Source organism: Pseudogulbenkiania sp. FW507-F1, from assembly GCF_058781125.1.
In genome coordinates, this window is the sequence record NZ_JBYSWM010000009.1 from 1 (window position 1) to 25,116 (window position 25,116).

Consider the following 25,116-nt stretch of genomic DNA (forward strand, 5'->3'; position numbering starts at 1 on the left):
GCGGCGGGAGAGGGGCATGGGGGGCCATCCGCAGAGGGGTTTCCCTCACTATAGACACCGCGGCGGCGTGCATCGCGCCGTCTATCGTTCCCAATAGCCGGGGGTGTTGTAGGTCTTTTTCAGGTAGTCGATGAAGAAGCGCACCTTGGCCGGCAGGTGGCGCTGTTGCGGGTAGACCGCCTGGATGTCGTAGGCCGGCACCGCGAACGCGTCGAGCACGGTGACCAGTTCGCCGCGCTTCAACTCGCCCTCGATCTCCCAGGTGGAGCGCCAGCCGATGCCCAGGCCCTGCTTCACCCAGTTGTACAGCAGCTCGCCGTCGTTGCAGTCCAGGTTGCCGCCGACCTTCACCGCAACCAGCCGGCCGTCCTTCAGGAAGGACCAGCCGCGCGGCTGGCCGCCCTGAAGGTTGAAGGCCAGGCAGTTGTGCTGGGCCAGGTCTTCCAGGCTGTGCGGGACGCCGTGCTGCGCGAAGTACGCCGGCGTGCCGCACACCACGCGGCGGTTGCTGGCCAGTTTCACCGCGACGTAGTTGGGGTCGGTGACTTCGCCGATGCGGATCGCCATGTCGTAGCCTTCGCGCACCAGGTCGACCACGCTGTCGGTGAGGTTGAACGAGAGCTTCAGGTCGGGGTAGAGGGTCTGGAAGGTCTGGCCGAGCGGCGCCACGTGGCGGCGACCGAACGCCGCCGGCGCCGACACCACCAGGTGGCCGCGCACCAGGTTGCGTCCGGCCAGCAGCGAGGACTCGATGTCGTCAAAGTCCTTGAGCAGCTGGCGCGCCTGGTCGAGGAACTGCTCGCCGAGGTCGGTGAGGTGCAGGCCGCGCGTGGAGCGGTGCATCAGCTTGACGCCCAGGCGATCCTCCAGGCTGTCGAGGCGGCGCCCCATCACCACCGGCGTCACCCGTTCGGCCTGCGCCGCGGCGGCGAAGCTGCCTTTTTCGGCCACCAGCACGAAGCTCTTGAGTTCCGTGTATCGGTCCATCCTCACCTCTCCTCGGGGGCTAGCGGCTTCGGCCAACCGCGATCAGGCCGTCGCCGGGCGAACTGGGCGAGGCCGCGTAATGCTTCATCGGCATGCGTCCCGCCTCGTGGGCGAGCCGTCCCGACGCCACGGCCAGGCGCATCGCCCGCGCCATGGCGACCGGGTCGCGGGCCTGGGCGATGGCGGTGTTCATCAGCACGCCGTCGCAGCCCAGCTCCATGGCGATGGCGGCGTCGGAGGCGGTGCCCACCCCGGCATCCACGAGCACCGGGATGGAGACGGCGTCGATCACGAGGCGCACGTTCCAGGGGTTGAGGATGCCCATGCCGGAGCCGATCAGGCTGGCCAGCGGCATCACCGCCACGCAGCCGATATCTTGCAGGCGGCGCGCCTGGATCGGGTCGTCGGCACAATACACCATCACCTGAAAGCCGTCACGGACCAGCACCTCGGCGGCCCGCAAGGTTTCCGGCATGTTGGGGTAGAGGGTGCGCTCGTCGCCCAGCACCTCCAGCTTCACCAGCGCGTGGCCGTCCAGCAGCTCGCGCGCCAGGCACAGGGTGCGCACCGCATCTTCTGCGGTATAGCAGCCGGCGCTGTTGGGCAGGTAGGTGTAGCGCTCCGGCGGCAGCACCTCCAGCAGGCTGGGTGCCGCCGGGTCCTGGCCGAGGTTGGTGCGGCGCACGGCGACGGTGACGATTTCCGCCCCCGAGGCCTCCACCGCCTGCCGCGTTTCCTCCAGGCTGCGGTACTTGCCGGTGCCCACCAGCAGGCGCGAGGCGTAGGCCCGGCCGGCGATGACGAGCGGCTGCGGGGTGTTGTCCTGCGCTGCCATGTCAGCCTTCCCCTGCCACGCCGCCGGGCAGGTGCACCACGTGCAGCAGGTTGGTGCTGCCACGTTGGCCGAAGGGAATGCCGGCGATCACCACCACGGTATCGCCGGGCGCGGCGACCTGCTCGCGCAGCGCGGCGTCGCTGGCGTGGGCGATCATCTCGCCCACGTCCTGCACCTCGTCGAACGGCACCGGATGGACCCCCCAGACCAGGGCCAGGCGGCGCGCGGTGGCGAGCTGCGGGGTGAGCGCCAGGATCGGCGCCACCGGGCGCTCGCGGCTGGCGCGCAGCGCGCTGAAGCCGGAGGAGGTGAAGGCCACCGTGGCGGCGGGCTGCAGCAGTTCGGCGACGCGGCGCAGGGCGCAGCAGATGGCGTCCGGGGTGTTGGGCTGGGCCGGGGTGTGGCCGGCCGCCAGTTCGTGGCGCCACGCCGGGTCGTGCTCCACCTCGGCGATGATGCGGTCCATGATGGCGACCGCCTCCACCGGGTACTGGCCGGAGGCGGATTCGGCCGACAGCATCACCGCGTCGGCGCCCTCGTACACCGCGGTGGCGACGTCGGAGGCTTCGGCGCGGGTCGGCACCGGGGCCACGATCATCGACTCCAGCATCTGGGTGGCCACCACCACCGGCCGGCCGGCGGCGCGGGCGGCGCGCACGATGCGCCGCTGCAGCACCGGCACCTGCTGCGGCGGCAGTTCCACCCCGAGGTCGCCGCGCGCCACCATGACGCCGTCGGCCAGCGCTACGATTTCCTCCAGATGTTCGATGGCGGCCGGCTTTTCCAGCTTGGCCATGATCCAGGCCTGGTCGCCGATCAGCGCGCGCGCCTCGCTGATGTCCTCGGGACGCTGCACGAACGACAGCGCCACCCAGTCGACCCCCAGTTCCAGGCCGAAGGCGAGATCGGCGCGGTCCTTCGCCGTCAGCGGCGAGATCGGCAGCACCACGCCGGGCACGTTCACGCCCTTGCGGTCGGACAGCGTGCCGCCCACCAGCACCGTGGTGTCGGCGAAGTCGGGGCCGAAGGCCTCGACGCGCAGGCGCAGCTTGCCGTCGTCGAGCAGCAGCTCGGTGCCGACCTCGAGCGCGGCGAAGATTTCCGGGTGCGGCAGGTTGGCGCGGCCGGCGTCGCCCTCGGCGGGGTCGAGGTCGAGGCGGAAGCGGGCGCCGGGCTCGAGCAGTGCCTTGCCGCCGGCCATGCGGCCGATGCGCAGCTTGGGGCCTTGCAGGTCGAGCAGCACGCCGATCGGGCGGCCGAGTTCCTGTTCGACCTCGCGGATCAGGCGCAGGCGTGCGGCGTGGTCCTCGTGGCTGCCGTGGCTGAAATTGAGCCGGAACACGTCGGCGCCGGCTTCGGCCAACGTGCGGATGCGTTCAAGGGTAGAACTCGCCGGCCCGAGCGTGGCGAGGATGCGGGCACGACGCTGGCGTCTCATGCGACCTCCCACTGGCCGATGACGGCGGCCACCCCGGCGCGGGCGACTTGGGCGTCCTCGCCGGCCTTGACGCCGGAAACCCCGACCGCGCCGATCACCTGGCCGCCGACGACGATCGGCTCGCCGCCTTCCAGCGGCACCACCGGCATCGCCAGCGCGGCGAAGCGGCCGTTGTTCACCATCTCCTCGAACGCCTTGCTCGGCTTGCCGCTGAGCACGCAGGTGCGCGCCTTTTCCGGCGCCACGGCGGCGCTCATCAGCGGCGCGCCGTCCATGCGCTGCAGCCACAGGGCGTGGCCGCCGGCGTCGCACACCGCGATGCTGACCGCCCAGCCTTGTGCCGTCGCCTCGGTTTCGGCGGCGGCGGCGATACGCTTGACCTCGTCCAGGGTCAGTGCCTTGGTGTCTCTCATCATCAGTCTCCTCTTTATGATATTGGGCGCGTTCCTGCGGCTGGCTCAGGTGAGCAGGATGGCGCGGAAGTCGTTCACATTGGTCAGCGTCGGGCCGGTGATCAGGGCGTCGCCCAGCGCTTCGAAGAAGCCGTGGCCGTCGTTGTCGTCGAGGCGGTCGCGCGGGCGGATGCCGGCGGCCCAGGCGCGCGCGAGGGTGTCGGGGGTGATGAAGGCGCCGGCGATCTCCTCCTGCCCGTCGACGCCGTCGGTATCGCCCGCCACGGCGTGGATGCCTGGCGTGCCGTTCAGCGCCACCGCCAGCGACAGCAGGAACTCGACGTTGCGGCCGCCGCGTCCCTGGCCACGCACCGTCACCGTGGTCTCGCCGCCGGACAGCAGCACGCACGGCACCGCCGCCGGCTGGCCGCGGTGCTTCACCTGCAGCGCGATGCCGGCCATGACCTTGCCGACGTCGCGCGCCTCGCCCTCGATGCTGTCGCCCAGGATCAGCGCCGGCAGCCCGGCATCGGCGGCAACCGTGGCGGCGGCTTCCAGCGCCATCTGCGGCGTCGCCACCAGGTGGGTGGTGACGCGCGCCAGGCGGGGGTCGTCCGGCTTGACGGTCTCGCCGTCGCCGGACTCCAGCAGGCGGCGCGCGCCGGCGGGCAGGGCGATGCCGTAGCGGCGCACGATCTCCAGCGCGTCGGCGCAGGTGGTGGGATCGGCCACCGTCGGGCCGGAGGCGATGTCCATCGGGTTGTCGCCGGGCACGTCCGAGATCAGCAGGTTCACCACGCGCGCCGGATGGCAGGCGGCGGCGAGCCGTCCGCCCTTGATCGCCGAGAGGTGGCGGCGCACGCAGTTCATTTCGGCGATCGTCGCGCCGGAGGTCAGCAAGGCGCGGTTGATGGCCTGCTTGTCCTCCAGGCTGACGCCGTGGCCCGGCAGCGGCAGCAGCGCGGAGCCGCCGCCCGAGATCAGGCAGATCACCAGGTCGTCGGGCGTCAGGCCGCGCACCGTGTCCAGCAGGCGGCCCGCCGCGGCCAGCCCGGCGGCGTCCGGCACCGGGTGGGCGGCTTCGACGATCTCGATGCGCTGGCACGGCACGGCGTAGCCGTAGCGCGTCACCACCAGGCCGGCAAGCTCACCCGGCCAGTGCCGCTCCAGCGCTTGGGCCATGGCGGCCGAGGCCTTGCCGGCGCCGATGACGATGGTGCGGCCGCGTGGCGGCTCGGGCAGGAACGGCGGGAGGCAGTGCTCGGGCTGGGCGGCGTTGACGGCGGCGGCGAACATCTTCGCCAGCAGGTCGCGGGGAGGCGTGTTCATCGGCGGGGGTCCTTTGCTATCAGAGCTCACCGAGGTCGGTGAAACGGATCGGCTGCGCGCCTTTCCACAGCACGGTGCGGCCCATGTCCATCAACTGATCGGCGCCTTCGACCACGGTCAGGAAGTGGTTGCCGGCCAATTGGCCCATCTTGCTGGCGAACTGGCTGCTGCCGTAGGCGAACAGGATCTCGGTTTCGGAAAAGCCGCCCGGGTAGAGCAGCAGGTCGCCGCGCGAAGGGTGGCTGGTGTGGTTCTCGAAGCCGAGCCCGGTGTCGAAGTCGCCGAGCGGCACCCACACCGCCTCGCCGCTCCAGCGCGAATGGATCACCTGGTTGGAGAAGGGCAGCAGCTTCAGGAAGGCGGCGCAGGTGCGCGGCGCGGCCTCCTCTTCCAGCCGCGCGACGAAACGGTAGGAACCGACATCGATGGACAGGTAACGCATGGGGTCTCCTGGGGGCTATGGAGCCGGTCGATGCCGGCCCTTCTTGGAACCTGTTCACGATCTTGCTGCGCATCCCTGATCGGGGCTCATGTGCACGTAGTGATTCGCTCAGCGATCGGGAATCCTCATGTACTCCAGTACATTCCGGTTCCTGCGCTGCTCTTCACCCCGCTGAGGGCTGCTCGCGACAGATCGTGAATAGGTTCTTACAACACTTATTGGGCGATCTCGAAGTTGGCCAGCTTCTCCAGCGCGCGCACCATCGCCGAGTGATCCCAGCTGGCGCCGCCGTGCGCCGCGCAGGCGTTGAACAGCTCCTGCGCGGTGGCGGTGTTGGGCAGCGACACGCCGAGCTGGCGGCCGGTGGTCAGCGCCAGGTTGAGGTCTTTCTGGTGCAGCTCGATGCGGAAGCCCGGCTCGAAAGTGCGCTTGACCATGCGCTCGCCGTGCACCTCCAGGATGCGCGAGTTGGCGAAGCCGCCCATCAGCGCCTGGCGCACCTTGGCCGGGTCGGCGCCGGCCTTGGCGGCGAGCAGCAGCGCCTCGCCCACCGCCTCGATGGTGAGCGCCACGATGATCTGGTTGGCCACCTTGGTGATCTGGCCGTCGCCGTTGCCGCCGACCAGGGTGATGTTCTTGCCCATCAGCTCGAACAGCGGCTGGACCGTGGCGAAGGCGGCTTCGCTGCCGCCCACCATGATGGTCAGCGTCGCCGCCTTAGCGCCGACTTCGCCGCCCGACACCGGGGCGTCGAGGTACTCGCAGCCGAGCTCGTTGATGCGGCGCGCGAACTCCTTGGTGGCCACCGGCGAGATGGAACTCATGTCCACCACGATCTTGCCGGCGCTGAGACCGGCGGCGACGCCGTTGGCGCCGAACAGCACGTCTTCCACGTGCGGGGTATCGGGCACCATGGTGATGACGATGTCCGCCTGGCGCGCCACCTCGGCGCCGTTGGCGCAGACCCTGGCGCCGGCCTCGAGGATGGCCCCCGGGGTGTGGCCGCGGGTGTAGGTGAAGACGGTGTGACCGCCGGCGATGAGGTGGCCGGCCATGGGGGCGCCCATGATGCCGAGGCCGATGAAGCCGATGTTTGCCATGATGTGTCTCCTGTTATCGGGATGTTCCGGTTCTCTGCTGGGGGGTCAGGCGGCAAGGGCCTTGATCCAGCCCAGCCCGTCGCGGGTGCTGCTGGCGGGCTTGTACTCGCAGCCGATCCAGCCGTCGTAGCCGAGCTCATCGATGTGACGCAGCAGCCACGAGTAGTTGATCTCGCCGCTACCCGGCTCGTGGCGGCCGGGGTTGTCGGCGAGCTGGATGTGGGCGATGCGCGGCAGGTATTTCGCGATGGTGCCCGCCAGTTCGCCCTCCATGCGCTGGGCGTGGTAGATGTCGTACTGGATGAACAGGTTGTCCGAGCCCACCGCGTCGAGGATCGCCGCCGCCTGGGCGGTGCGGTTGAGGTAGAAGCCGGGAATGTCCCAGGTGTTGATCGGTTCGATCAGCAGGCGCAGGCCCGCCCGCTGCAGCTGGGCGGCGGCGAAGCGCAGGTTGGCGACGAAGGTCTCGTGCAGCGTGTCCTGCGGCACCCCGGCCGGGGCGATGCCCGCCAGGCAGTTGAGCTGGGTGCAGCCCAGGGCGCGGGCGTAGTCGATGGCGCGGCCGACGCCGTCGCGGAACTCGTCGACCCGGTCCGGATGGCAGGCGATGCCGCGCTCGCCGGCTTCCCAGTCGCCGGCGGGCAGGTTGTGCAGCACCTGCACCAGGCCGTGGCGCGCCAGCTGCTCGGCCAGGACCTCCTTGGCGAAGGCGTAGGGGAAGAGGTACTCGACCCCCTGGAAGCCGGCCTCGGCGGCGGCCTGGAAGCGCTCGAGGAAAGGCAGCTCGGTGAAGAGCATGGTGAGGTTGGCGGCGAATTTCGGCATGGTGTCCTCCTGATGTCTGGGCGCGGCTCAGTCGAGCAGCGCGATGGCGGTCGGGGCGTCGGCGCCGCGGGCGGCCAGTTCTTCGAACTCGTTGACGGCGTTGATCTCGGTGCCCATCGAGATGTTGGTGACGCGTTCCAGGATGATCTCCACCACCACCGGCACGCGGAACTCTTCCATCCAGGCGCGGGCCTGGGCGAAGGCGGGCTGGATTTCCTCCGGCCGGCGCACGCGGATCGCCTTGCAGCCAAGGCCCTCGACCACGGCGACGTGGTCCACGCCGTAGCCTTCGGTCTCGGGAGCGTTGATGTTCTCGAAGGCGAGCTGCACGCAGAAGTCCATGTCGAAGCCGCGCTGGGCCTGGCGGATCAGCCCCAGGTAGGCGTTGTTCACCACCACGTGCAGGTAGGGCAGCTTGAACTGGGCACCGACGGCCAACTCCTCGATCATGAACTGGAAGTCGTAGTCGCCGGAGATCGCCACCACCTTGCGCTCGGGGTCGGCGGCGCACACGCCCAGCGCGGCCGGGATGGTCCAGCCCAGCGGGCCGGCCTGGCCGCAGTTGATCCAGTGGCGCGGCTGGTAGACGTGGAGAAACTGGGCGGCGGCGATCTGCGACAGGCCGATGGTGCTGACGTAGCAGGTGTCGCGGCCGAAGGCGCGGTTCATCTCCTCGTATACCCGTTGCGGCTTCATCGGCACGGCGTCGAAGTGGGTCTTGCGCTGCAGGGTGCGCTTGCGTTCCTGGCACTCGGCGACCCAGGCGCTGCGGTCGGGGAGCCAGCCGGCCAGCTTCATCCCCCGCGCCACTTCCAGCAATTGGTCGAGCGCCGCGCCGGCGTCCGAGACGATGCCGTAGTCGGGGCCGAACACCCGGCCGATCTGGGTCGGCTCGATGTCGATGTGCACGAAGGTGCGGCCTTCGGTATAGACCTCCACCGAGCCGGTGTGGCGGTTGGCCCAGCGGTTGCCGATGCCGATCACGAAGTCCGACGCCAGCATTGTGGCGTTGCCGTAGCGGTGCGAGGTCTGCAGGCCGACCATGCCGGCCATCAGCGGATGGTCGTCGGGGATGGTGCCCCAGCCCATCAGGGTGGGGATCACCGGCACGCCGGTTAGCTCGGCGAATTCCTGCAGCCGCGCTGCGGCGTCGGCGTTGATCACGCCGCCGCCGGCGACGATCAGCGGGCGTTGGGCGGCGTTGAGCATCGCCATCGCCTTCTCGGCCTGGGCGCGCGTGGCGGCCGGCTTGTGCAAGGGCAGGGGCTCGTAGGTTTCGATGTCGAATTCGATCTCGGCCATCTGCACGTCGAAGGGCAGGTCGATCAGCACCGGGCCGGGACGGCCGGAACGCATGATGTGGAAAGCCTGCTGGAACACGCGCGGCACCAGCGCCGGCTCGCGCACCGTCACCGCCCACTTGGTGACCGGCTTGGCGATAGATTCGATGTCCACCGCCTGGAAGTCCTCTTTGTACAGGCGGGCGCGCGGCGCCTGGCCGGTAATGCACAGGATAGGTATCGAATCCGCCGACGCCGAATACAGGCCGGTGATCATGTCGGTGCCGGCCGGGCCGGAGGTGCCGATGCACACCCCGATGTTGCCGGCGCGCGCGCGGGTGTAGCCCTCCGCCATGTGCGAGGCGCCTTCCACGTGGCGCGCCAGCACGTGCTGGAAGCGGCCATCCTTCTTCATGGCCGAATAAAGGGGATTGATGGCGGCGCCGGGTACGCCGAACACGGTGGCAACACCTTCCTTGCGCAATACCGCTGCGGCGGCATCCACTGCTCTCATTCGGGCCATTTGTCTTCCTCCTGGGGTGGGTTTGCTTGACTGATGGTCACAGCATAGGGAGAAAGACTAAGTGGTTGAATTGCCGGGGGTCTCGGTTCTGTCGATACTTTTAGTATTTACTCGCCCGGCCGCGCCTCCCCGTGTCGGTGAAAACGCCGGTGCTGCTGTCGCGCACCGTGAACGCCGTGCGGCCGCCTTGCCGCCGCAGGCGTCGTCCTGCGGCGGGAGGCGTCCTGCGATGCGGGGCGCCCGCCCTTGCTGGCGATACCGCTCCAGCGCGTGCTGTCGGCTCGAGCGTTGCCATCGTCGGGGAAGGGGGTGCGTGAAAAATTGTATACGTATAGGACTGAAATTGTTTTTTGCCTGCGCTGAGCAGGCGGCTTGCGGCGTGTCCATTGCGGGCTGGTATCGAGCACGGCACGAGGCAGGGGGTGCACACTGGCACCGCGTATCGTGGGTAACTAGTGTGTGTACACAAAAAATCATTGAATTGTGTACAAGGCAATTCTAGACTGTTGGCAACGATGGACCGTCCGAGCTTGTCCCACTGGGAGGCGGAAGATGGGAAAACCGGCTTTCGCCGACCGAGGACGGGGTCCCGCCTACATACCAAGGAGACAACCATGCTGATACGCGTTATCAACCCCAACACCACCCGCAGCATGACCGAAAAGATCGGCGCGTCTGCCCAGCGCGTGGCCGCGCCCGGCACGCGCATCGTCGCGGTGAACCCGGACAGCGGTCCGGTCTCGATCGAGAGCCATTTCGACGAGGCGATCAGCACGGTCGGCGTCGCCGAGGAGGTGCGCAAGGGCGAGCGCGAAGGAGCCGACGCCTACGTCATCGCCTGTTTCGGTGATCCGGGCCTGCTCGCCGCGCGCGAGCTGACGCGCGCCCCGGTGATCGGCATCGCCGAGGCTGCCTTTCACCTGGCGACGATGATCGCGACGCGCTTCTCGGTAGTCACCACGCTCGGGCGCACTGGCATCATCGCCGAGCACCTGCTGCAGTCCTACGGTTTCGCCCACCATTGCCGGCGCGTGCGCGCGGCCGAGATCCCGGTGCTCGATCTCGAGGACGACGGCGCCTGCGCGCTCGACCGCATCGTGGCGGAATGCCGCCGCGCCAAGGCCGAGGACGGCATCGGCGCGATCGTGCTGGGCTGCGGCGGCATGGCCGATCTCGCCGACGAGATCCGCGAGGCGGTCGGCCTGCCGATCGTCGAAGGCGTTACCGCCGCGGTGAAGCTCGCCGAGACGCTGGTGAGCCTCCGGCTCGGCACCAGCAAGCACGGCGATCTGGCTTTCCCGCCTGCGAAGCGCTTCACCGGGCAGTTCGAACACCTCAGCTCCTAACCGGGTTCCTGAGCCTTTCCCGTCGAGGCTGTCGTCAACGGGGCCAGCATTTGCCGTCTCCGCCGTCTATTAACACGGTATGAGCCTGTACGCGTCAGCGTGCCGGCCCCGGCCCCATCGGTACCACGACGACGCATCGCGAGGAGGAACCCTTCATGACCACCACCGCCCACAGTGCCACCCGGAGCACGCCGCAACCGGTCATCGCCGGCGCCGACCCGCGCCTCTACAACGACGACCTCGCGCCGGTGCCGCAGAGCGCGCGCACCTGGAACGGCTACAGCATCTTCGCGATGTGGATGTCCGACGTGCATAGCGTGGGCGGCTATACCTTTGCCGCGAGCCTGTTCCTGCTCGGGTTGTCGGGCTGGCAGGTGCTGGCGGCGCTGACGCTCGGCATCCTGCTCGTCAACCTGCTGATGAACTGGGTCGGCAAGCCCAGCCTGGTGCACGGCATCCCCTTCCCGGTGATGGCGCGCGTCAGCATGGGCGTGATGGGCGCCAACTTGGCGGCGGTCATCCGCGGCGTGGTCGGCATCGTGTGGTACGGCGTGCAGACCTACTTCGCCTCCAAGGCGGTGGCGACGCTGGTGCTGCTGTTCTTCCCCGGCGCCGTGGCGCTGCGCGACACAAGCTTTCTGCGGCTCGACCTGCTCGGCTGGGCCTGCTTCATGTTCATGTGGTTCTTCCAGCTGGTGATCTTCCAGCGCGGCATGGAAACGATCCGCCGATTCGTCGATTTCTGCGGCCCGGCGGTGTATGTCGTGATGTTCGTGCTGATGGGCTGGATTCTGTCGCAGGCCGGCCTCGGCGCGCTCGACCTGACGCTCGGCGACAAGGTGCTCAGCGGCAGCGAATCGGTCACCGCGATGGGCAGCGCAGTCTTGCTGGTAGTCAGCTACTTCGCCGCGCTGCTGCTCAACTTCGGCGACTTCTCGCGCTTCGGCAAGAACGAGCGCCAGATGAAGATCGGCAATTTCCTCGGCCTGCCGGTGAATTTCATCGTGTTCTCGATCATCACCGTGATCGTGACCGCCGGCAGCTCGACAGTATTCGGCGCGATGATCATGGACCCGGTCGAGATCGTCTCGCGCATCGACAACAAGCTGGCCGTCGTGATCGGCAGCCTGACCTTCGTCGTCGCCACGATGGGCATCAACATCGTCGCCAATTTCGTCTCGCCGGCCTACGACATCGCCAACCTGTTCCCCAGGCACGTCGACTTCAAGCGCGGCGGCCTGATCGCGTCGATCCTCGCGGTGCTGGTGTGCCCGTGGATCTTCGTCGACAGCCCGAAGGCGATCACGGTCTTCGTCAGCGTGTTCGGCTCCATCCTCGCCCCGCTGTACGGCGTGATGATGGCCGACTTCTACCTCGTCAAGAAGCAGGTGGTGCAGGAGGCCGAGCTGTACACGATGGCGCCCAGCGGGCGCTATCACTACGACGGCGGCTGGAACAAGGTGGGCCTGGCGGCGCTCGCGCTGTCCGGCACGCTGTCGGTCGGCTGGGAGCTGGCGACGCAATTTTTCCATCTGTTGCCCGAGAACAACTTCGGCTGGGTGATCGGCGCGCTGGCCGGCGCGCTGATCTACCTGGCGGCGATGCGCGCCGCGCGGCGCACCTGAGGCAACGGCAATCATGACGCCGGGCACCGCACGGTGCCGGGCGCAAAACAATGCAGGAGAAACACATGGCCATCACCAAGGATTACCCCCGCGACCTGGTCGGCTACGGCCGCAACCCGCCGTACGCCAACTGGCCCGGGCGCGCCCGCGTCGCCGTCCAGTTCGTGCTGAACTACGAGGAGGGCGGCGAGAACTGCGTGCTGCACGGCGACCCGGGGAGCGAGCAGTTCCTGTCCGAACTCTTCAGCCCGCCGGCCTTCCCTGACCGCCACATGTCGATGGAAGGCGTCTACGAATACGGCTCGCGCGTCGGGGTGTGGCGCTTCCTGCGCGAATTCGAGCGGCGCGGCCTGCCCCTGACCGTGTTCGGGGTCGCCATGGCGCTGGAGCGCCACCCCGAGGTCACCGCGGCCTTCCGCGAGCTGGGGCACGAGATCGCCGGTCACGGCTGGCGCTGGATCCACTACCAGAACGTCGACGAGGCGACCGAGCGCGAGCACCTGCGCATCGGCATGGAGATCATCGAACGCCTCACCGGCGAGCGCGCGCTGGGTTGGTACACCGGGCGCGATTCCCCCAATACCCGCCGCCTGGTGGCCGACTACGGCGGCTTCCTGTACGACTCGGACTACTACGGCGACGATCTGCCGTTCTGGATGGAGGTGCAGAAGACCGACGGCGCGACGGTGCCACAACTGATCGTGCCCTACACCCTCGACACCAACGACATGCGCTTCTCCCTGCCGCAGGGCTTCTCGCACGGCGACGAGTTCTTCGACTACCTGCGCGACGCCTTCGACGTGATGTACGCCGAAGGCGACGAGCGTCCGGCGATGATGTCGGTCGGCATGCATTGCCGGCTGCTCGGCCGTCCGGGACGCTTCCGCGCCCTGCAGCGCTTCCTCGACCACATCGAGAAGCACGACCGGGTGTGGGTGTGCCGCCGCGTCGACATCGCCCGCCACTGGCATCAGCATCATCCCTACGCGCCGCAGGGCTGAGTTCCCGCCGTCGAAAGGAAAAAGCCGGCCGTCGCGAGACGGGCCGGCTTTGTTTTGGCCTGCGGGCGGCGTCGGGTGCCGTTGTCCTTAGAACCTGTTCACGATCAGTCGCGAGCAGCCCTCAGCGGGGTGAAAAGCAGCGCAGGAACCGGAATGTACTGGAGTACATGAGGATTCCGAGCAGCACATGAGCCCCGATCAGGGATGCGCAGCAAGATCGTGAACAGGTTCTTAGCGCATTGCCCCGGTTAGGAGCAGGTAGCCCGGCAGCCAGCCGGTCAGCACGCCCTGGACGATGGCCATGCCGGCGGTGAGCCTGGCCACCGGTTTCTGCAGCGCCAGCAGCAGGAAGAACAGCAGCCACAGCACGGCCCACGCCAGCCAGGACAGGCCGAACCACCAGTCCCAGGTGGACGCGGCAAGGCGCAGGGTATCCACCGCCACCGGCAGCGCGGTGATCGCCACGAACAGGCTGAACCAGCCCAGTCCGCGGCCGTCGGCGCCGTTGTGGCGGTTGATGGCGACCCACAGGTAGGTGAAGGAAAACAGCAGGGAGAGGGCGCCCGCCTTGATCGACGCGGCGTTAGCCCCCTCGCCGAAGGCGAGCTTGAGGGCCACCAGCAGGGTGAGGCCGCCGGCGAACAGGTTGATCACGGAGATCTCCCTGTCGCCGATGCGGCCCAGCATCCACAGCCCGTTGAGAATCAGCACGGCTCCTACGTAGAGGAGCGCCAGACCGAGCAACATGGCGCGCTACCTTTCGCGGTTCGGCCAACCTGCGCCCGGAGCGCCCCCGCCTTGGCGGGCGGGGCTGGCGCGGACGCCGTCGGCAACGATGTCAGGCATGATCGGTGCTCCCGCCGCTCAGGCCACGGAGGGAATCACCCCGACGGCGTCGAGCTGGACTTCGTCGCAGTTGTGGCCGGGGCCGCTGCGGTCCACCACCAGGAAGTCGCACACCGCGTCGAGCGCCAGCAGCGGGTGGTGCCACACCCCGGTGCGGTAGTTGACGCCCTGGTCGGCGCGGGCGAGGAAGACCCGCAGGTCTGCCGCCGCCGGAGGCGCTCCCGCCGGGGCCACCACCACCAGGTAGGGGCGGCCGGACAGGGGAATGAAGGCCTGGCTGCCCAGCGGGTGGCGCTCCATCATCTCCACCCGGAACGGCAGCGCGCGCGGCTGGCCGCGAAAGATGGACACGATGGCCCGGCCCTCGGGCCCCGGCTCGACGCTGGCCAGGTCGTGGTAGCGCTCGGTGTTGCCGCCGTTGATGGGGAAGTGGCGCACCGCCTCCGACGCCTCGATGACGTCGCCGAAGGGGGCGAAGGCTTCCCGGCTGAGCGGCTCCACCCTGAGGTCGAGGGTCTTCATTTGGCCACCCGGCCCCACAGGCGCAGGCGCGAGACGCCGCCGTCGGGGAAGATGTTGAGGCGCACGTGCGTCACCGGGCCGAGGCTGGCCAGGTCGGTGAAGGTGTGCACCGCGTCCATCGACAGCTTCTGCTCTGGCAGCAGCACCGGCCAGAACATGCTCTGGGTGGTGGCGGACTGGTCGGTGCCGCCGCTGACGAAGGCCGCCTGCAGCGAGAAGGCATCGGGATAATTGCCTTTGTAGAAGGCGGTATCCAGCTCGATCTTCTCGATGATGCCGGGCGCGCCCAGTTCCAGCACGCACCAGTCGTTGCCCGGTTCGCGGCGGCGGCGGGTCTCCCAGCCGTCGCCCATGTTCAGGCCGCGGCCGGGCAGCAGCATATTGCTGGCGGAGGAACCGAAGCTGGCGTCGTTCCAGGCCACCGGGCGGCCGCCGTTTTCCAGCGCGACGAGGTCGACCAGCTGGTCCGGGCCGGCGCTCTCCAGGCCGCCTACCGGCTGGCCGTACACGCGCAGGCGGGCGATGCCGCCGTCCGGGTAGATGTTGACGCGCAGGTGGGTCCAGACGTCGCCGTTGGCGCATTGCAGCAGATGATGGCTATTGGGGCCCAGCGCGGTGGCGGGCAGGATCTCGGTCCAGGCGGCGGCCTTCAGCGCTTCCACGTCGTCGCTGGCGGACACGGTGGCCTCGATCGACACCGCCGGCGGGTAGTTGCCGGTGAAGTGGCTGGTGTCCACGTCGAAACCGCGGATCACGCCCTTCACGCCGAGCTTCACCAGCGCCCAGTCATAGCCGGCCACACGCTTGCGGCGCGACTCCCAGCCATCCATCCACTTGCCGTTCTCGTCGAACTTGCCGGGAACGAACTGGGCCGGTTCCGGGTTGAGCATGCGCGAGACGTCGGCGAAGAAATCGTCGGACGCGTACAGGGCCTGGGCGCCCAGGCGCGGGTTGGCGAGGTCCACCGAGCGGCGCGCCCAATCGGGCAGCTCGGCGGGCGGGGCGATGACGGTGGGTCCGGTGGCGTGGGCCATGATGGGTTCTCCTTGCAGTGTTCAGTGAAAGTTCGTGAGGGACGCGCCGGCTTGGCGTGTCCCTCGGGGTGTCGAGCGCTCGATCAGAGGCGTGTCTGGGGCGCGGCTTCGGCCAACATTTCGGCACGGGCCGGGGCGCGCAAATCGACCTTGATTTCGCCGTTGAGCACCTGGGTGGCGCGTTCGCGGTCGATATCCTTTTCCCACACGCCGACCACCACGGTCGCCACGCAGTTGCCGATCATGTTGGTCAGCGCGCGCGCCATGCCCATGAACCAGTCCACCGACAGTACCAGCACCAGGCCGATGGCGGGTATGGCCGGGATGGCGCTCAAGGTGGCGGCCAGGATCACGATGGCCGAGCCCGGCACGCCGTGGGCGCCCTTCGAGGTCACCAGCGAAATGGCGAGGATGGTGAGGAGGTCGGTCAGCGACAGCGGCGTGTTGGTGGCCTGGGCGATGAACACCGCGGCCAGGGTCAGGTAGATCGAGAAGCCGTCGAGGTTGAAGGAGTAGCCGGTGGGGATCACCAGGCCCACGGTCGAATCCTTCACCCCCATCAGCTCGAGCTTGCGCATCACCTGTGGCAGCACGGCGTCGGACGAGGCGGTGCCCAGCACGATCAGCAGTTCCTCGCGCAGGTAGCCCAGCAGCTTGAAGATGTTGAAGCCGGCCAGGCGCAGGATGATGCCGAGGATGCCGACCACGAAGATGCTGCAGGTCAGGTAGAACAGCGCCACCAAGAGGCCGAGCTGCTTGAGCGAGCCGATGCCGTACTTGCCGACGGTGAAGGCGATGGCGCCCATCACGCCCAAGGGGGCGAGCTTGACGATGAAGCCGATCAGTTTGAAGAACACCTGGCCGAGGTGGTCGATGGCGACGGTCACCGGGCGGCCGCGCTCGCCGAGCGCCGCGACGGCACAACCGAACAGGATGGCGATCAGCAGCACCTGCAGGATGTCGCCCTTGGCGAAGGCGTCGCCGAAGGTGGCGGGAATGAGCTTCATGATGAAGTCCACCGCCGTCAGGTGGCCCACCTGGGACACCCGCTCGCTATAGTCGGCCAGCGCCGAGGCATCGAGGGTGTGGGGGTCGATGTTCATGCCCGCGCCCGGCCGCAGGGTTTCGGCCAGCAGCACGCCCAGCGCCAGGGCGAAGGTGGTGACGATCTCGAAGTAGAGCAGGGCCTTGACGCCGACGCGGCCGACCTTCTTCAGGTCGCCGGTGCTGCAGATGCCGTGCACCACGACGCAGAACACCAGGGGCGCGACCAGCATCTTGATGAGCTTGATGAAGCCGTCGCCCATCGGCTTGAGCTTGGTGGCGAAATCGGGCCAGACGATGCCGACGATCACGCCGAGAATCAGGGCGATGACGACTTGCCCGAACAGGGTCTTATGGAAGCGTTTGTACATGGTTCACCTCGCAAACCGGATCGAAAGGGGGTTGCCGTGCGCAACCGGGGTCTTGTCGAAGGGATGACGGGAGGGGGTGAGTTCCATGCTCACGGGGTTGTTGCGCAACGCCGCGGTGGCGGCATGCGCTGCTCTTGTTCGGGCCATCTGCTTCTCCTTGGTGTAAATAATTATTAGCTTGGTTGGGACAGCTTAGGGATAAAGCGCAAGCGCTTGAATTCCCTCCGGCATCGGTTCTGTCGATAGTTTTGCTATCGACTCCCGGCCGGTAGGCCTCTCCTCCCGAGCCGGCCGGGAGGGGGTGCTGAGCCACCTGGTGCTTGCCGAAGCGGGACGGATTCCGCGTCGGACGACTCACCGTTACCCGCCGGCCGGAGTACAGCGGCACCGGGGACGTGGTGTTATATTCTTTCTGACATGTTAGTTTGAATTTTTCGAGTTTTGCAACAAAAATGTCTTTATGGGTTTGCTTGGTGTGGCAGGTGGAATTTGCTGCCGGCGAAGCCTGATGTGACAATTGCCGCTCGACGAAATGGATGGGGACGAGAAACATGCAGGAGCCTGAAGGTTTGCTCTTGGCCGACAAGGCCTTCCTGGCGCTGCGGGAGCTGCTGACCGGCGGTGGCCTGCGGGCCGGGCAGTTCGTCTCGATGTCGGACCTGGTCGGGGTGATCGGGCTGCCGCTGGCGCCGGTGCGCGAAGCGGTCAAGCGCGCCGAGTCGGCCGGTTACGTCCGCGTCCTGCCCAAGCGCGGCGTGGCGGTGATGGAGGCGACGCCGGAGCTGGTGCGCGAGTGCTTCCACCTGCGCACCGTCTTCGACCAGGAGGGCGCCCGGCTGCTGGTGCGCCGGCACGCCGCGGACACGCTCGGCGAACTGCGGCAAAAGCATCAGCAGGTGCTCGACGCCGCGCGCGCCGGCATCACGCCCTCGCTGCAGCGCGAGGCGATGGCGGTGGACTGGGCCTTGCACAGCGCCCTGTCCAATGTTCTCGACAACGCCAGCATCCGGGAGATCTACGCACGCAACCGCGATCGCATCCTGGTGATGCAGCATTCCCGCCCGCTGCTGCCCGACCGCATCGTGCCGGCGATGCAGGAGCACCTGGCGATCATGGATGCGATCGCCGGCGGCGACGAGCAGGAGGCCGCCGGCCAAGTGCGCAACCATTTCCGCCAGACGCTGCGCTGGTGGGGCATCATCGACGCGGCCGAGGCGTCCTGAGTGTGACCAGCGCGCCGCTGCCCGCTTCGGCGGACGGCCCGCTTGCCGCTGGTGTCGCCACTCCTCCGTCCCTCCTTACCCACTTCCCCCGCGCCGCGGTCGCCAAGGCGGAGCCCGCGCTCCGGCCATGCCGTGTCGCTGGTCGGTCCCGCCGGCCCAGGTTGGCCGAAGCCGCTGCGGCCGGGTTCTCCGGGGCCCGGGGCGCCGGGCCGGCGCTCAGTCCGGCGCCCCGGCGGCGGCCCATTCGACGACCAGGCGGCGTTCGGCGTCGGTCATGTGCGTCAGGTTGCCGAGCGGCATGGTCCTGCTTTGCACTTGCGCGGCCAGGCGCGCGGCGTTGCGCTTGATCTCGGCCGGTTCGTCCAGCCGCACCCCGGCCGGCGGTGCCGAAAACCCGGCAAAGCTCGGCCGTGCGGCATGGCAGGCGACGCAGCGCTGCGCCAGGATGGCGCGCACCTGCTCCAGGTTGGCCGAAGACCGTTTTTCCCCGGCCGACAGCACGCCGGACAGCACGCCGGACGGCGCGCCGGCCAGCGCCACCAGCAGCAACAGCGCCACGCCGGCGGCGGGAAAGCGCCAGTCGACGATGCCACGGTGGCGCAGGTTGAAGAAGTGGCGGATCAGCACCCCGGCGGCGCCGATGCCGGCCAGCAGCGCCCAGCCGTAGCGGTGGCCGTAGGTGAAGGCGAAGTGCGGGCTGATCATGATGAACAGCACCGGCAGCGTGAAGTAGTTGTTGTGCACCGAGCGCTGCTTGCCGCGCCGTCCCGGCTCCGGGTCCGGCGTTTCGCCGCGTGTCAGGGCCGCCACCATGACGCGCTGGCCGGGGATGATGACGAAGAACACGTTGCCGGCCATCAGCGTGCCGATCACCGCGCCGCAGAGCAGATACACCGCGCGCGCCGCGAACAGCTGCGACAGCCCCCAGGCCAGTGCCACCAGCAGCAGGTAGACGCTCAGACCGAGCCTGCCGTCACGCCGTCCGAGCGGGCTGCGACACAGGCCGTGGTAGACCAGCCAGGCCCCGCCCAGCGTCAGCAACGCTACGGCCACCGCCAGCGCCGGGCTCAAGCGCGCCACGGCGCTATCGACCAGCATCACCTCGGCGCGCGCCAAATACAGCAGCGCCAACAGCGCGAAGCCCGACAGCCAGGTGGTGTAGGCCTCCCACTTGAACCAGTGCAGCCTGGACGGCAGCACGGCTGGAGCGACCAGGTACTTCTGCGGGTTGTAGAAGCCGCCGCCGTGCACCGCCCACAGCTCGCCGCCGACGCCGCGCCGCTGCAGTTCCGGGTCGGTGGGCGGGGTCAGGTGGTTATCGAGCCAGACGAAGTAGAACGACGCCCCGATCCACGCCACCCCGGCCACGAAGTGCAGCCAGCGCAGCAACAGCGCCAGCCAGTCGAGCAGGTAGGCAACCACGCTCAGCTCCCGCGGTAGCTGCTGTAGCCGTACGGCGCCAGCAGCAGCGGGATGTGGTAGTGCGCCGTGGTATCGCTGATGCCGAAGCGGATCGGCACCACGTCGAGGAAGGGCGGGTCGCCCAGGGCATGGCCCTGCGCGCGCAGGTAGTCGCCGGCGGCGAAGTGCAGCTCGTACACCCCCGGCTGCAGCGCCGCGCCTTCCAGCAGCGGGGCATTGCAGCGGCCGTCGGCGTTGGTGCGGGTAACCAGCAGCCGGCGTGGTTGCAGGCCGTCGATGCGGTACAGGCTCACGACCAGCCCGGCGGCGGGGCAGCCGCGCGCGGTATCGAGCACATGCGTGGTGAGACGGCCCATGGCGTGGCCTTTCTGTCGGTCATGACGATGCTGTCGGGAAAGCAGCGCAGTGGCCAGCTTCTATTATGGTTATAACCGCATGGTGATGATTCGCCGCGTTGGCGGCAGGAAGGACGCCATGGATAGCCCTGACAACCGGCGCTGGACGCCGGCGGACTTGTCGGCCCTGGAGCGCGACGCTTTCGTCGCCGCGCTCGACGGCGTGTTCGAACAGACGGCGTGGGTGGCCGAGCGCGCCTGGGAACAACGCCCGTTCAGCACGCGCTTTGCGCTGTGGCAGGCGCTGGTGTCCGCCATGCTGTCAGCCTCCCACGAGGAACAGCTGGCGCTGATCCGCGCCCACCCCGAACTGGGGACGCGTGCCCCGCTGAGCACGGCCTCGGGCGGCGAGCAGCAGGCCGCCGGCCTGCGCCAGGAGAGCGCCGACACCGCGCGGCTGGCCGAACTCAACGCCCACTATCGCGCGCGCTTCGGCCATCCCTTCATCGTCGCCGTGGCCGGGCTCGGCCGGGACGACATCCTCGCCCAGCTCGAGCAGCGCCTGCACGACCCCCCGCAACAGGAATTCGCCCGCTGTCTTGGCGAGATCGGCCGTATCGCCGCGCTGCGGCTGGCGCAGCGGGTGAGTAGTGCTTAGGCGTGCCGCCTCCGCCCCGCGGAGGCGTCCTTTCCCCTGGTGAGGGGGCCGTCTGCAGGCAGCGGCTGCGCGGGTGGGCGTGCGGCTGGCTAGGCCGGCGTTTTCGGCGGCGAGGCGTCGCCGGTGGAAATGTCCCGGCCCACCCGACGCAGATGCTGCTCGACGTAGAAGGCCGCCGCCTGCTCGTCGCCGCTGACGATCGCCTCGTAGATCAGCTGGTGCTCCGCCACGTACAGGCTGATGCGTTCCTCGTCGTAGATCCCGTCGTCACGCAGCCGCTGCCACAGCGGCTGCTCCATGGCTTTCGCGATTTCGTCGGCGATGCGCACCATCAGCGCATCGCCGGTCATCACGGCCAGCTGGCGGTGGAACAGCCGGTCGCTCTCGCTCCACAGCGCCTGCTGTGCCTGGATGTCGATGTTCTTGACGTTCTTCATCAGCGCCAAGTAGTGCTCGGCCTTGTCGTCGCGCTGACCGCGTCGCGCGGCCAGCCGCGCGATGGCGGGCTCCAGCAGCAGCCGCACTTCCAGCGTGGACAGCGGGCTGTCGTCGGCGCGTCGGTCCGTGTCGGCGAGCTGGGCCTGCTGCAGCCGCTGCAAGGCATCGGCACAGACGTAGGTGCCCGAGCCGCGGCGCGTCATCACCAGCTGCTGGTTCTGCAGCGACCCGATGGCCTCGCGTACGGCGGGGCGGCTGACGCGGAAGCGTGCCGCCAGCTCGCGCTCCGACGGCAGGCGGGATTCCGGCAGGAATTCGCCGTTGGTGATGCTGTGCTGGATTTGCTCGGCCACCTGCTGGTAGATCGGGCGCGGCTGGAAGTGGTTGGTCTCTTGCATGGTGGTCACTCAAATTGGTCTAAAAGCGGACATGAGTGTTGCGTATTGGTGACAAAGTTTACCAAATTCCCTGGCGATGACGCGATAGGGTTGTGCCTTGCGTGGCTAATTGGTAATTTTTTTGACATGAATAGTGTGGTTGCAGTCCTGCATCTGGCCAGTTTTGGATTGGTTGATGTGGAAGCAACCAAAATCTGGTCGAAATTCTACCAATTCAGAGGTCTGACGCCCCATGAGCATGTCGACACCGCTACCGGTTCTCTCCGCCCGCCAAACCGCCGAGCTGCTGCCCTTCGATTCCCTGTGCCACGTGCTGGCGGACGCCGCCGAAGAATACCAGGCCGGTCGCATCAGCAGCCCGGAACGCCAGGTGCTGCCGTTACAGGGGGAGGGCGTGCTGCTCTCGATGCCGGCCTCCGCCCACGATGTCGCCATGCACAAGCTGGTCAACGTCTGCCCGCACAACAGCCGCCACAGCCTGCCCACCATCCACGGCGTGGTCAGCGTCTACGACGCCGCCAGCGGCGTGCCGCTGCTGATCCTGGACGGGCCGACCGTCACCGCACGGCGTACCGCGGCGGTCTCGATGCTGGCGATGCGCTCGCTGCAAGCGGCGCCTCCGCGCCACGTTGCGCTGATCGGCACCGGCAAGCAGGCGGCCGGCCATGCCGAGGCGCTGGCGGCGCTGTATCCGGGACTGCGCGTCGACGTGCATGGCCACCAGAGGGCGGCCGCCGAGGCGTTCTGCCGCGAGCACGGCACGCTCGGCCTGGATCTGCAGCCTGCCACGGGGGACGTGGCCGAGGCGGTGCAAGTGGTGATCATGCTGACCACCAGCAAGGTTCCGGTGTACGACCAGCCGGCGCGTCCCGATCGTCTGCTGATCGGGGTCGGCGCCTTCCGTCCCGACATGGCCGAGCTGGGGCCGCACGCCATCGCCGGCAGCCAGCTGTTTTCCGACGACCCGGTCGGCGCGCGCCACGAGGCCGGCGACCTGATCCAGGCCGGGATCGACTGGTCCACCGTGGCGTCGCTGGCCGACGCCGTGGCCGGACGCTTCGACGCGGCCCGCCCGCGCCTGTTCAAGAGCGTCGGTACCGCCGCCTGGGATCTGGCGGCGGCGCGATGCGCGCTGGCCAACTGGCGCCTCGGCGTAGGCGAGGGGGCATGAGCCGCGCCGACGTCATCGTGGTCGGCGCCGGCGTGGTCGGCATCGCCAGCGCGCTGCAACTGCGCCTGGCCGGGCTCGACGTGCTGTTGCTCGACCGCGATCCGCCGGCGTCCGGCACCTCGTCCGGCAACGCCGGGGCGCTGGCGGTGAGCGAGGTGCTCCCGCTCGCCGAGCCTGGCGTGCTGCGCCAGGTGCCACGTTGGTTGCTCAATCCGCTCGGCCCGCTGGCGATACGCTGGCGCCATCTGCCTGGTCTGATGCCGTGGCTCGGCCGTTTCGTGCTGGCGAGCCGGCCAGCGCGGGTGGCGGCGCTGAGCCGGCAGCTGGGACAGCTGCTGGCCCGGGTGAACCAGGACTACGCCCCGCTTATCGCCCGCTGCGGTCTGGAAGGGAGCTGGCGTCGCCACGGCGCACTGGCGCTCTATCCCGATCAGGGCGCCCTGCAGGCCGACCTGGCGCGCTGGCAGCGGCGCGGCGAGCAGGGCGTGCGCTGGCGGCGCTGCGACAAAGACCAACTGACACGGCTGGAGCCGGCCTTGCGTGCGCCGTGGCAGCAGGGGGTGCTGATTCCCGACTGGTCGCACGTGGACGATCCCTATCTGTTCAGCCTCGGCCTGTTCCAGCAGTTCCTGCGCGAAGGCGGCCGGTTCCTGCAGCAGCCGGTGACGGCGCTGCGTCAGCAGCACGGCGCCGTCAGCGGCATCACCCTGGCCGACGGCCGCGCGCTGAGCGCGGGGCAGGTCGTGGTGGCGAGCGGCGTGTGGAGCGACCGTTTCGCACGCCAGGCTGGCCAGGCGCTGCCGCTGGAGAGCGAGCGCGGCTACCACCTGACCCTGCCCAGGGCCGGCCGTCCGCTGCGGCATTTCCTGCTCAACGCCAGTGAAAGCTTCGTCATCCTGCCGATGGCCGACGGTGGCCTGCGCCTGGCCGGCACCGTGGAACTGGCGCACCGCGACGCGCCGCCGGACTACCGTCGCGCCCACCTGCTGCTGGACAAGGCGCAGGCCATGCTGGGCGAGCTCGGTACCGAGGGCATGAGCGCCTGGATGGGCAACCGCCCGTCGGTGCCGGATACCGTGCCGGTGATCGGCCCGTCCTCGCACCTGCGGCAACTGCTCTTCGCCTGCGGTCATGGCCATCTCGGCCTGACCCTCGCCGCCACCACCGGCGCGCTGCTGCGCGACCACCTCACCGGGGTGGCGGCCATTCCGCCAGAGTTCTGGCCCGACCGGTTTCGTTAGCGGCCCGGTCGGTGCCAACGCTGTCGCAATCAAGCTGTTGCTGTGCCCTTGTCGATTCAACAACCTCATCAGGATGCAAAACATGAAACACACCCTGCTCGTTACCCTGCTGGCCCTGGGGGGCATCAGCGCCGCTTCTGCCGCCGAGGTGGTGAAAATCGGTTTCATCGGCCCCTTGACCGGGCCGGACGCCCACTGGGGCAAGGACAACCAGAACTGTGCCCAGCTCGCCGTCGACACCCTCAACCGCAGTGCGCTGAGGATCAACGGCCAGCCGGTGCAGTTCGAACTGGTATCGCAGGACGACCAGGAAGACCCCAAGCAGTCCACCCTGGCCGCGCAAAAACTGCTGGATGAAGAAGTGAAGGCGGTGGTCGGCCCGTTCACGTCGGGCACCACCATTCCCGCCGCGCGCATCATCAACCAGGCCGGTCTGCCGCAGTTCTCGGTGGCGGTTAACGCCACCTACACCAACCAGGGCTACGGCAACGCCTTCCGCCTGAGCGCGGTGGACACCCGCATGGGACCGGCTATCGCCCAATACGCGCTGAGCGAATTGAAGGCCAAGCGCATCGCCATGATCGACGACCGCACCGCCTATAGCCAGGGCCTGGCCGACAAGTTCGAGGCCGAGGCCAAGCGCCTGGGGGCGCAGGTGATCCGCCGCGAATACACCACGCCGGGGCAGAACAACTTCAGTCCGATCCTGACCACGATCCGTGCCGCCAAGCCGGACCTGCTGTTCGTTGCCATGTCCGACAGCCAGGCGGCTCCCCTGGCGCTGCAGATGAAGCAGCTCGGCCTGTCCACCAAGGTGCTCAGTGGCGACATGATCCAGACCGATAACTTCATCAAGCTCTCCGGCAGCAACAGCGAAGGCTTCATGGCGGCGGTGGCCGGCAACGTGCTGGAAAAGCGCAGCCAGGGCCAGGACTTCATCAAGCGCTATCAGGCCAAGTACGGCAAGCCGCCCTTGTCCTACGGCCCGCAGCACTACGACGCGGTGATGCTGGTGGCGAAGGCCATGCAGCAGGCCAACAGCACCGAGCCCGGCAAGGTCACGGCGGCGCTGAAAAAGATCAGTTACGAGGGGGTGAACGCCAGCTACCGCTTCGATAGCCGTGGCGACCTGATCCAGGCGCCGATCACCGTCTATCAGGTGCGCCAGGCCAAGTGGGCGCCGGTCAAGGTGACCTTCTGAGATTTTCCCTGTTGTTGTCAGCTTGTGCCCGGCCTAGGCCGGGCTTTTTTTCGTCGTGGCGGCAGGTCGGGCGACGAGGCCCGGCACGG

The 25,116-nt window shown here is 68.5% G+C and carries 24 protein-coding genes; 8 read left to right on the forward strand and 16 right to left on the reverse strand.

Going from position 1 to position 25,116, the window contains the following annotated elements; genetic code table 11:
• Positions 1–81: 81 nt before the first annotated feature.
• From AC3WG5_RS07525 to gcl, 9 genes are all read right to left on the reverse strand, one after another.
• Positions 82–987, reverse strand: a complete 906-nt coding sequence (locus tag AC3WG5_RS07525; RefSeq protein ID WP_008954782.1) for a LysR family transcriptional regulator — start codon at positions 985–987, stop codon at positions 82–84.
• A 19-nt stretch (positions 988–1,006) separates the two neighbouring features.
• Positions 1,007–1,822 carry a thiazole synthase gene (locus AC3WG5_RS07530; RefSeq protein ID WP_492568303.1) on the reverse strand — a complete coding sequence of 272 codons (816 nt, stop codon included), beginning with the start codon at positions 1,820–1,822 and terminating at the stop codon, positions 1,007–1,009.
• Position 1,823: 1 nt separating this feature from the next.
• Complete coding sequence (gene pyk, locus AC3WG5_RS07535) at positions 1,824–3,260, reverse strand: pyruvate kinase (RefSeq protein WP_492568304.1); 1,437 nt, start codon at positions 3,258–3,260, stop codon at positions 1,824–1,826.
• Positions 3,257–3,676, reverse strand: coding sequence for a GlcG/HbpS family heme-binding protein (locus tag AC3WG5_RS07540; protein ID WP_236261593.1), 420 nt, complete (start codon positions 3,674–3,676; stop codon positions 3,257–3,259). The genes pyk and AC3WG5_RS07540 overlap by 4 nt, the downstream gene beginning before the upstream one ends.
• A 42-nt stretch (positions 3,677–3,718) precedes the next feature.
• Positions 3,719–4,981 (reverse strand): glycerate kinase type-2 family protein, encoded by a 1,263-nt coding sequence (locus AC3WG5_RS07545; RefSeq protein ID WP_492568305.1) that lies wholly within the window; start codon positions 4,979–4,981, stop codon positions 3,719–3,721.
• A gap of 19 nt (positions 4,982–5,000) precedes the next feature.
• Complete coding sequence (locus AC3WG5_RS07550; RefSeq protein ID WP_008954788.1) at positions 5,001–5,423, reverse strand: DUF3830 family protein; 423 nt, start codon at positions 5,421–5,423, stop codon at positions 5,001–5,003.
• Between the two features lie 215 nt (positions 5,424–5,638).
• Entirely contained in the window at positions 5,639–6,523 is an 885-nt protein-coding gene (locus tag AC3WG5_RS07555; protein ID WP_492568306.1) for a 2-hydroxy-3-oxopropionate reductase, read from the reverse strand.
• Between the two features lie 45 nt (positions 6,524–6,568).
• Positions 6,569–7,348 (reverse strand): hydroxypyruvate isomerase, encoded by a 780-nt coding sequence (hyi, locus tag AC3WG5_RS07560; RefSeq protein ID WP_492568307.1) that lies wholly within the window; start codon positions 7,346–7,348, stop codon positions 6,569–6,571.
• A gap of 27 nt (positions 7,349–7,375) precedes the next feature.
• Positions 7,376–9,151: a glyoxylate carboligase gene (gcl, locus tag AC3WG5_RS07565; RefSeq protein ID WP_492568308.1), complete on the reverse strand. Its 1,776-nt coding sequence runs from the start codon at positions 9,149–9,151 to the stop codon at positions 7,376–7,378.
• A 614-nt stretch (positions 9,152–9,765) separates the two neighbouring features.
• Here gcl and AC3WG5_RS07570 point away from each other — a divergent pair.
• From AC3WG5_RS07570 to puuE, 3 genes are all read left to right on the forward strand, one after another.
• A complete protein-coding gene (locus AC3WG5_RS07570) occupies positions 9,766–10,497 on the forward strand; it encodes an aspartate/glutamate racemase family protein (protein WP_492568309.1) in 732 nt (243 codons plus the stop codon).
• Positions 10,498–10,652: 155 nt separating this feature from the next.
• A complete protein-coding gene (locus AC3WG5_RS07575) occupies positions 10,653–12,122 on the forward strand; it encodes an NCS1 family nucleobase:cation symporter-1 (protein WP_492568310.1) in 1,470 nt (489 codons plus the stop codon).
• 65 nt (positions 12,123–12,187) lie between these two features.
• Positions 12,188–13,123 (forward strand): allantoinase PuuE, encoded by a 936-nt coding sequence (gene puuE, locus AC3WG5_RS07580; RefSeq protein WP_008954794.1) that lies wholly within the window; start codon positions 12,188–12,190, stop codon positions 13,121–13,123.
• Positions 13,124–13,354: 231 nt separating this feature from the next.
• Here puuE and AC3WG5_RS07585 read toward each other — a convergent pair whose 3' ends face one another.
• From AC3WG5_RS07585 to AC3WG5_RS07600, 4 genes are all read right to left on the reverse strand, one after another.
• The gene (locus tag AC3WG5_RS07585) at positions 13,355–13,870 is read right to left on the reverse strand and encodes an AmiS/UreI family transporter (protein ID WP_008954795.1); all 516 of its coding nucleotides are present in this window, start codon (positions 13,868–13,870) and stop codon (positions 13,355–13,357) included.
• Between the two features lie 117 nt (positions 13,871–13,987).
• Positions 13,988–14,491, reverse strand: coding sequence for an ureidoglycolate lyase (locus AC3WG5_RS07590; RefSeq protein WP_492568311.1), 504 nt, complete (start codon positions 14,489–14,491; stop codon positions 13,988–13,990).
• Positions 14,488–15,525, reverse strand: coding sequence for an allantoicase (gene alc, locus AC3WG5_RS07595; RefSeq protein WP_482583419.1), 1,038 nt, complete (start codon positions 15,523–15,525; stop codon positions 14,488–14,490). Before alc ends, AC3WG5_RS07590 begins: the two co-directional genes overlap by 4 nt.
• An 83-nt stretch (positions 15,526–15,608) precedes the next feature.
• Entirely contained in the window at positions 15,609–16,940 is a 1,332-nt protein-coding gene (locus AC3WG5_RS07600) for a C4-dicarboxylate transporter DctA (RefSeq protein WP_482583418.1), read from the reverse strand.
• Between the two features lie 551 nt (positions 16,941–17,491).
• Between AC3WG5_RS07600 and AC3WG5_RS07605 the strand changes: the two genes are divergently transcribed.
• On the forward strand, positions 17,492–18,163 hold the full coding sequence (locus AC3WG5_RS07605) for a GntR family transcriptional regulator (RefSeq protein ID WP_008954800.1): 672 nt from the start codon (positions 17,492–17,494) through the stop codon (positions 18,161–18,163).
• A gap of 216 nt (positions 18,164–18,379) precedes the next feature.
• On the opposite strand, the gene AC3WG5_RS07610 is transcribed toward AC3WG5_RS07605, so the two are convergent.
• The gene (locus tag AC3WG5_RS07610; protein ID WP_482583417.1) at positions 18,380–19,585 is read right to left on the reverse strand and encodes a urate hydroxylase PuuD; all 1,206 of its coding nucleotides are present in this window, start codon (positions 19,583–19,585) and stop codon (positions 18,380–18,382) included.
• A 2-nt stretch (positions 19,586–19,587) separates the two neighbouring features.
• Entirely contained in the window at positions 19,588–19,941 is a 354-nt protein-coding gene (gene uraH, locus AC3WG5_RS07615; RefSeq protein ID WP_008954802.1) for a hydroxyisourate hydrolase, read from the reverse strand.
• Positions 19,942–20,059: 118 nt separating this feature from the next.
• Here uraH and uraD point away from each other — a divergent pair, with 118 nt between their 5' ends.
• A complete protein-coding gene (gene uraD / locus AC3WG5_RS07620) occupies positions 20,060–20,578 on the forward strand; it encodes a 2-oxo-4-hydroxy-4-carboxy-5-ureidoimidazoline decarboxylase (protein ID WP_492568312.1) in 519 nt (172 codons plus the stop codon).
• A gap of 89 nt (positions 20,579–20,667) precedes the next feature.
• On the opposite strand, the gene AC3WG5_RS07625 is transcribed toward uraD, so the two are convergent.
• A complete protein-coding gene (locus AC3WG5_RS07625) occupies positions 20,668–21,414 on the reverse strand; it encodes a FadR/GntR family transcriptional regulator (protein WP_008954804.1) in 747 nt (248 codons plus the stop codon).
• Positions 21,415–21,646: 232 nt separating this feature from the next.
• On the opposite strand from AC3WG5_RS07625, the gene lhpI reads away from it, so the two are divergent.
• The 3 genes from lhpI (at position 21,647) to AC3WG5_RS07640 (ending at position 25,027) form a co-directional block, all read left to right on the forward strand.
• Entirely contained in the window at positions 21,647–22,585 is a 939-nt protein-coding gene (gene lhpI / locus AC3WG5_RS07630) for a bifunctional Delta(1)-pyrroline-2-carboxylate/Delta(1)-piperideine-2-carboxylate reductase (protein WP_492568313.1), read from the forward strand.
• Positions 22,582–23,826: an NAD(P)/FAD-dependent oxidoreductase gene (locus tag AC3WG5_RS07635; protein ID WP_492568314.1), complete on the forward strand. Its 1,245-nt coding sequence runs from the start codon at positions 22,582–22,584 to the stop codon at positions 23,824–23,826. The genes lhpI and AC3WG5_RS07635 overlap by 4 nt, the downstream gene beginning before the upstream one ends.
• Before the next feature lie 82 nt (positions 23,827–23,908).
• The gene (locus AC3WG5_RS07640; RefSeq protein WP_014085703.1) at positions 23,909–25,027 is read left to right on the forward strand and encodes a branched-chain amino acid ABC transporter substrate-binding protein; all 1,119 of its coding nucleotides are present in this window, start codon (positions 23,909–23,911) and stop codon (positions 25,025–25,027) included.
• Positions 25,028–25,116 lie beyond the last annotated feature (89 nt).

Excerpts from the sequence above, each read along its gene's own strand:
- AC3WG5_RS07600 (WP_482583418.1), bottom strand. The coding sequence starts at position 16,940 with ATGTACAAACGCTTCCATAAGACCCTGTTCGGGCAAGTCGTCATCGCC.
- AC3WG5_RS07640 (WP_014085703.1), top strand. The coding sequence starts at position 23,909 with ATGAAACACACCCTGCTCGTTACCCTGCTGGCCCTGGGGGGCATCAGC.
- AC3WG5_RS07540 (WP_236261593.1), bottom strand. The coding sequence starts at position 3,676 with ATGATGAGAGACACCAAGGCACTGACCCTGGACGAGGTCAAGCGTATC.
- AC3WG5_RS07550 (WP_008954788.1), bottom strand. The coding sequence starts at position 5,423 with ATGCGTTACCTGTCCATCGATGTCGGTTCCTACCGTTTCGTCGCGCGG.
- AC3WG5_RS07530 (WP_492568303.1), bottom strand. The coding sequence starts at position 1,822 with ATGGCAGCGCAGGACAACACCCCGCAGCCGCTCGTCATCGCCGGCCGG.
- AC3WG5_RS07635 (WP_492568314.1), top strand. The coding sequence starts at position 22,582 with ATGAGCCGCGCCGACGTCATCGTGGTCGGCGCCGGCGTGGTCGGCATC.
- AC3WG5_RS07590 (WP_492568311.1), bottom strand. The coding sequence starts at position 14,491 with ATGAAGACCCTCGACCTCAGGGTGGAGCCGCTCAGCCGGGAAGCCTTC.
- uraH (WP_008954802.1), bottom strand. The coding sequence starts at position 19,941 with ATGGGCCGTCTCACCACGCATGTGCTCGATACCGCGCGCGGCTGCCCC.
- AC3WG5_RS07570 (WP_492568309.1), top strand. The coding sequence starts at position 9,766 with ATGCTGATACGCGTTATCAACCCCAACACCACCCGCAGCATGACCGAA.
- AC3WG5_RS07575 (WP_492568310.1), top strand. The coding sequence starts at position 10,653 with ATGACCACCACCGCCCACAGTGCCACCCGGAGCACGCCGCAACCGGTC.
- gcl (WP_492568308.1), bottom strand. The coding sequence starts at position 9,151 with ATGGCCCGAATGAGAGCAGTGGATGCCGCCGCAGCGGTATTGCGCAAG.
- hyi (WP_492568307.1), bottom strand. The coding sequence starts at position 7,348 with ATGCCGAAATTCGCCGCCAACCTCACCATGCTCTTCACCGAGCTGCCT.
- AC3WG5_RS07605 (WP_008954800.1), top strand. The coding sequence starts at position 17,492 with ATGCAGGAGCCTGAAGGTTTGCTCTTGGCCGACAAGGCCTTCCTGGCG.
- uraD (WP_492568312.1), top strand. The coding sequence starts at position 20,060 with ATGGATAGCCCTGACAACCGGCGCTGGACGCCGGCGGACTTGTCGGCC.
- alc (WP_482583419.1), bottom strand. The coding sequence starts at position 15,525 with ATGGCCCACGCCACCGGACCCACCGTCATCGCCCCGCCCGCCGAGCTG.
- AC3WG5_RS07555 (WP_492568306.1), bottom strand. The coding sequence starts at position 6,523 with ATGGCAAACATCGGCTTCATCGGCCTCGGCATCATGGGCGCCCCCATG.
- lhpI (WP_492568313.1), top strand. The coding sequence starts at position 21,647 with ATGAGCATGTCGACACCGCTACCGGTTCTCTCCGCCCGCCAAACCGCC.
- AC3WG5_RS07585 (WP_008954795.1), bottom strand. The coding sequence starts at position 13,870 with ATGTTGCTCGGTCTGGCGCTCCTCTACGTAGGAGCCGTGCTGATTCTC.
- AC3WG5_RS07545 (WP_492568305.1), bottom strand. The coding sequence starts at position 4,981 with ATGAACACGCCTCCCCGCGACCTGCTGGCGAAGATGTTCGCCGCCGCC.
- AC3WG5_RS07525 (WP_008954782.1), bottom strand. The coding sequence starts at position 987 with ATGGACCGATACACGGAACTCAAGAGCTTCGTGCTGGTGGCCGAAAAA.
- puuE (WP_008954794.1), top strand. The coding sequence starts at position 12,188 with ATGGCCATCACCAAGGATTACCCCCGCGACCTGGTCGGCTACGGCCGC.
- AC3WG5_RS07625 (WP_008954804.1), bottom strand. The coding sequence starts at position 21,414 with ATGCAAGAGACCAACCACTTCCAGCCGCGCCCGATCTACCAGCAGGTG.
- pyk (WP_492568304.1), bottom strand. The coding sequence starts at position 3,260 with ATGAGACGCCAGCGTCGTGCCCGCATCCTCGCCACGCTCGGGCCGGCG.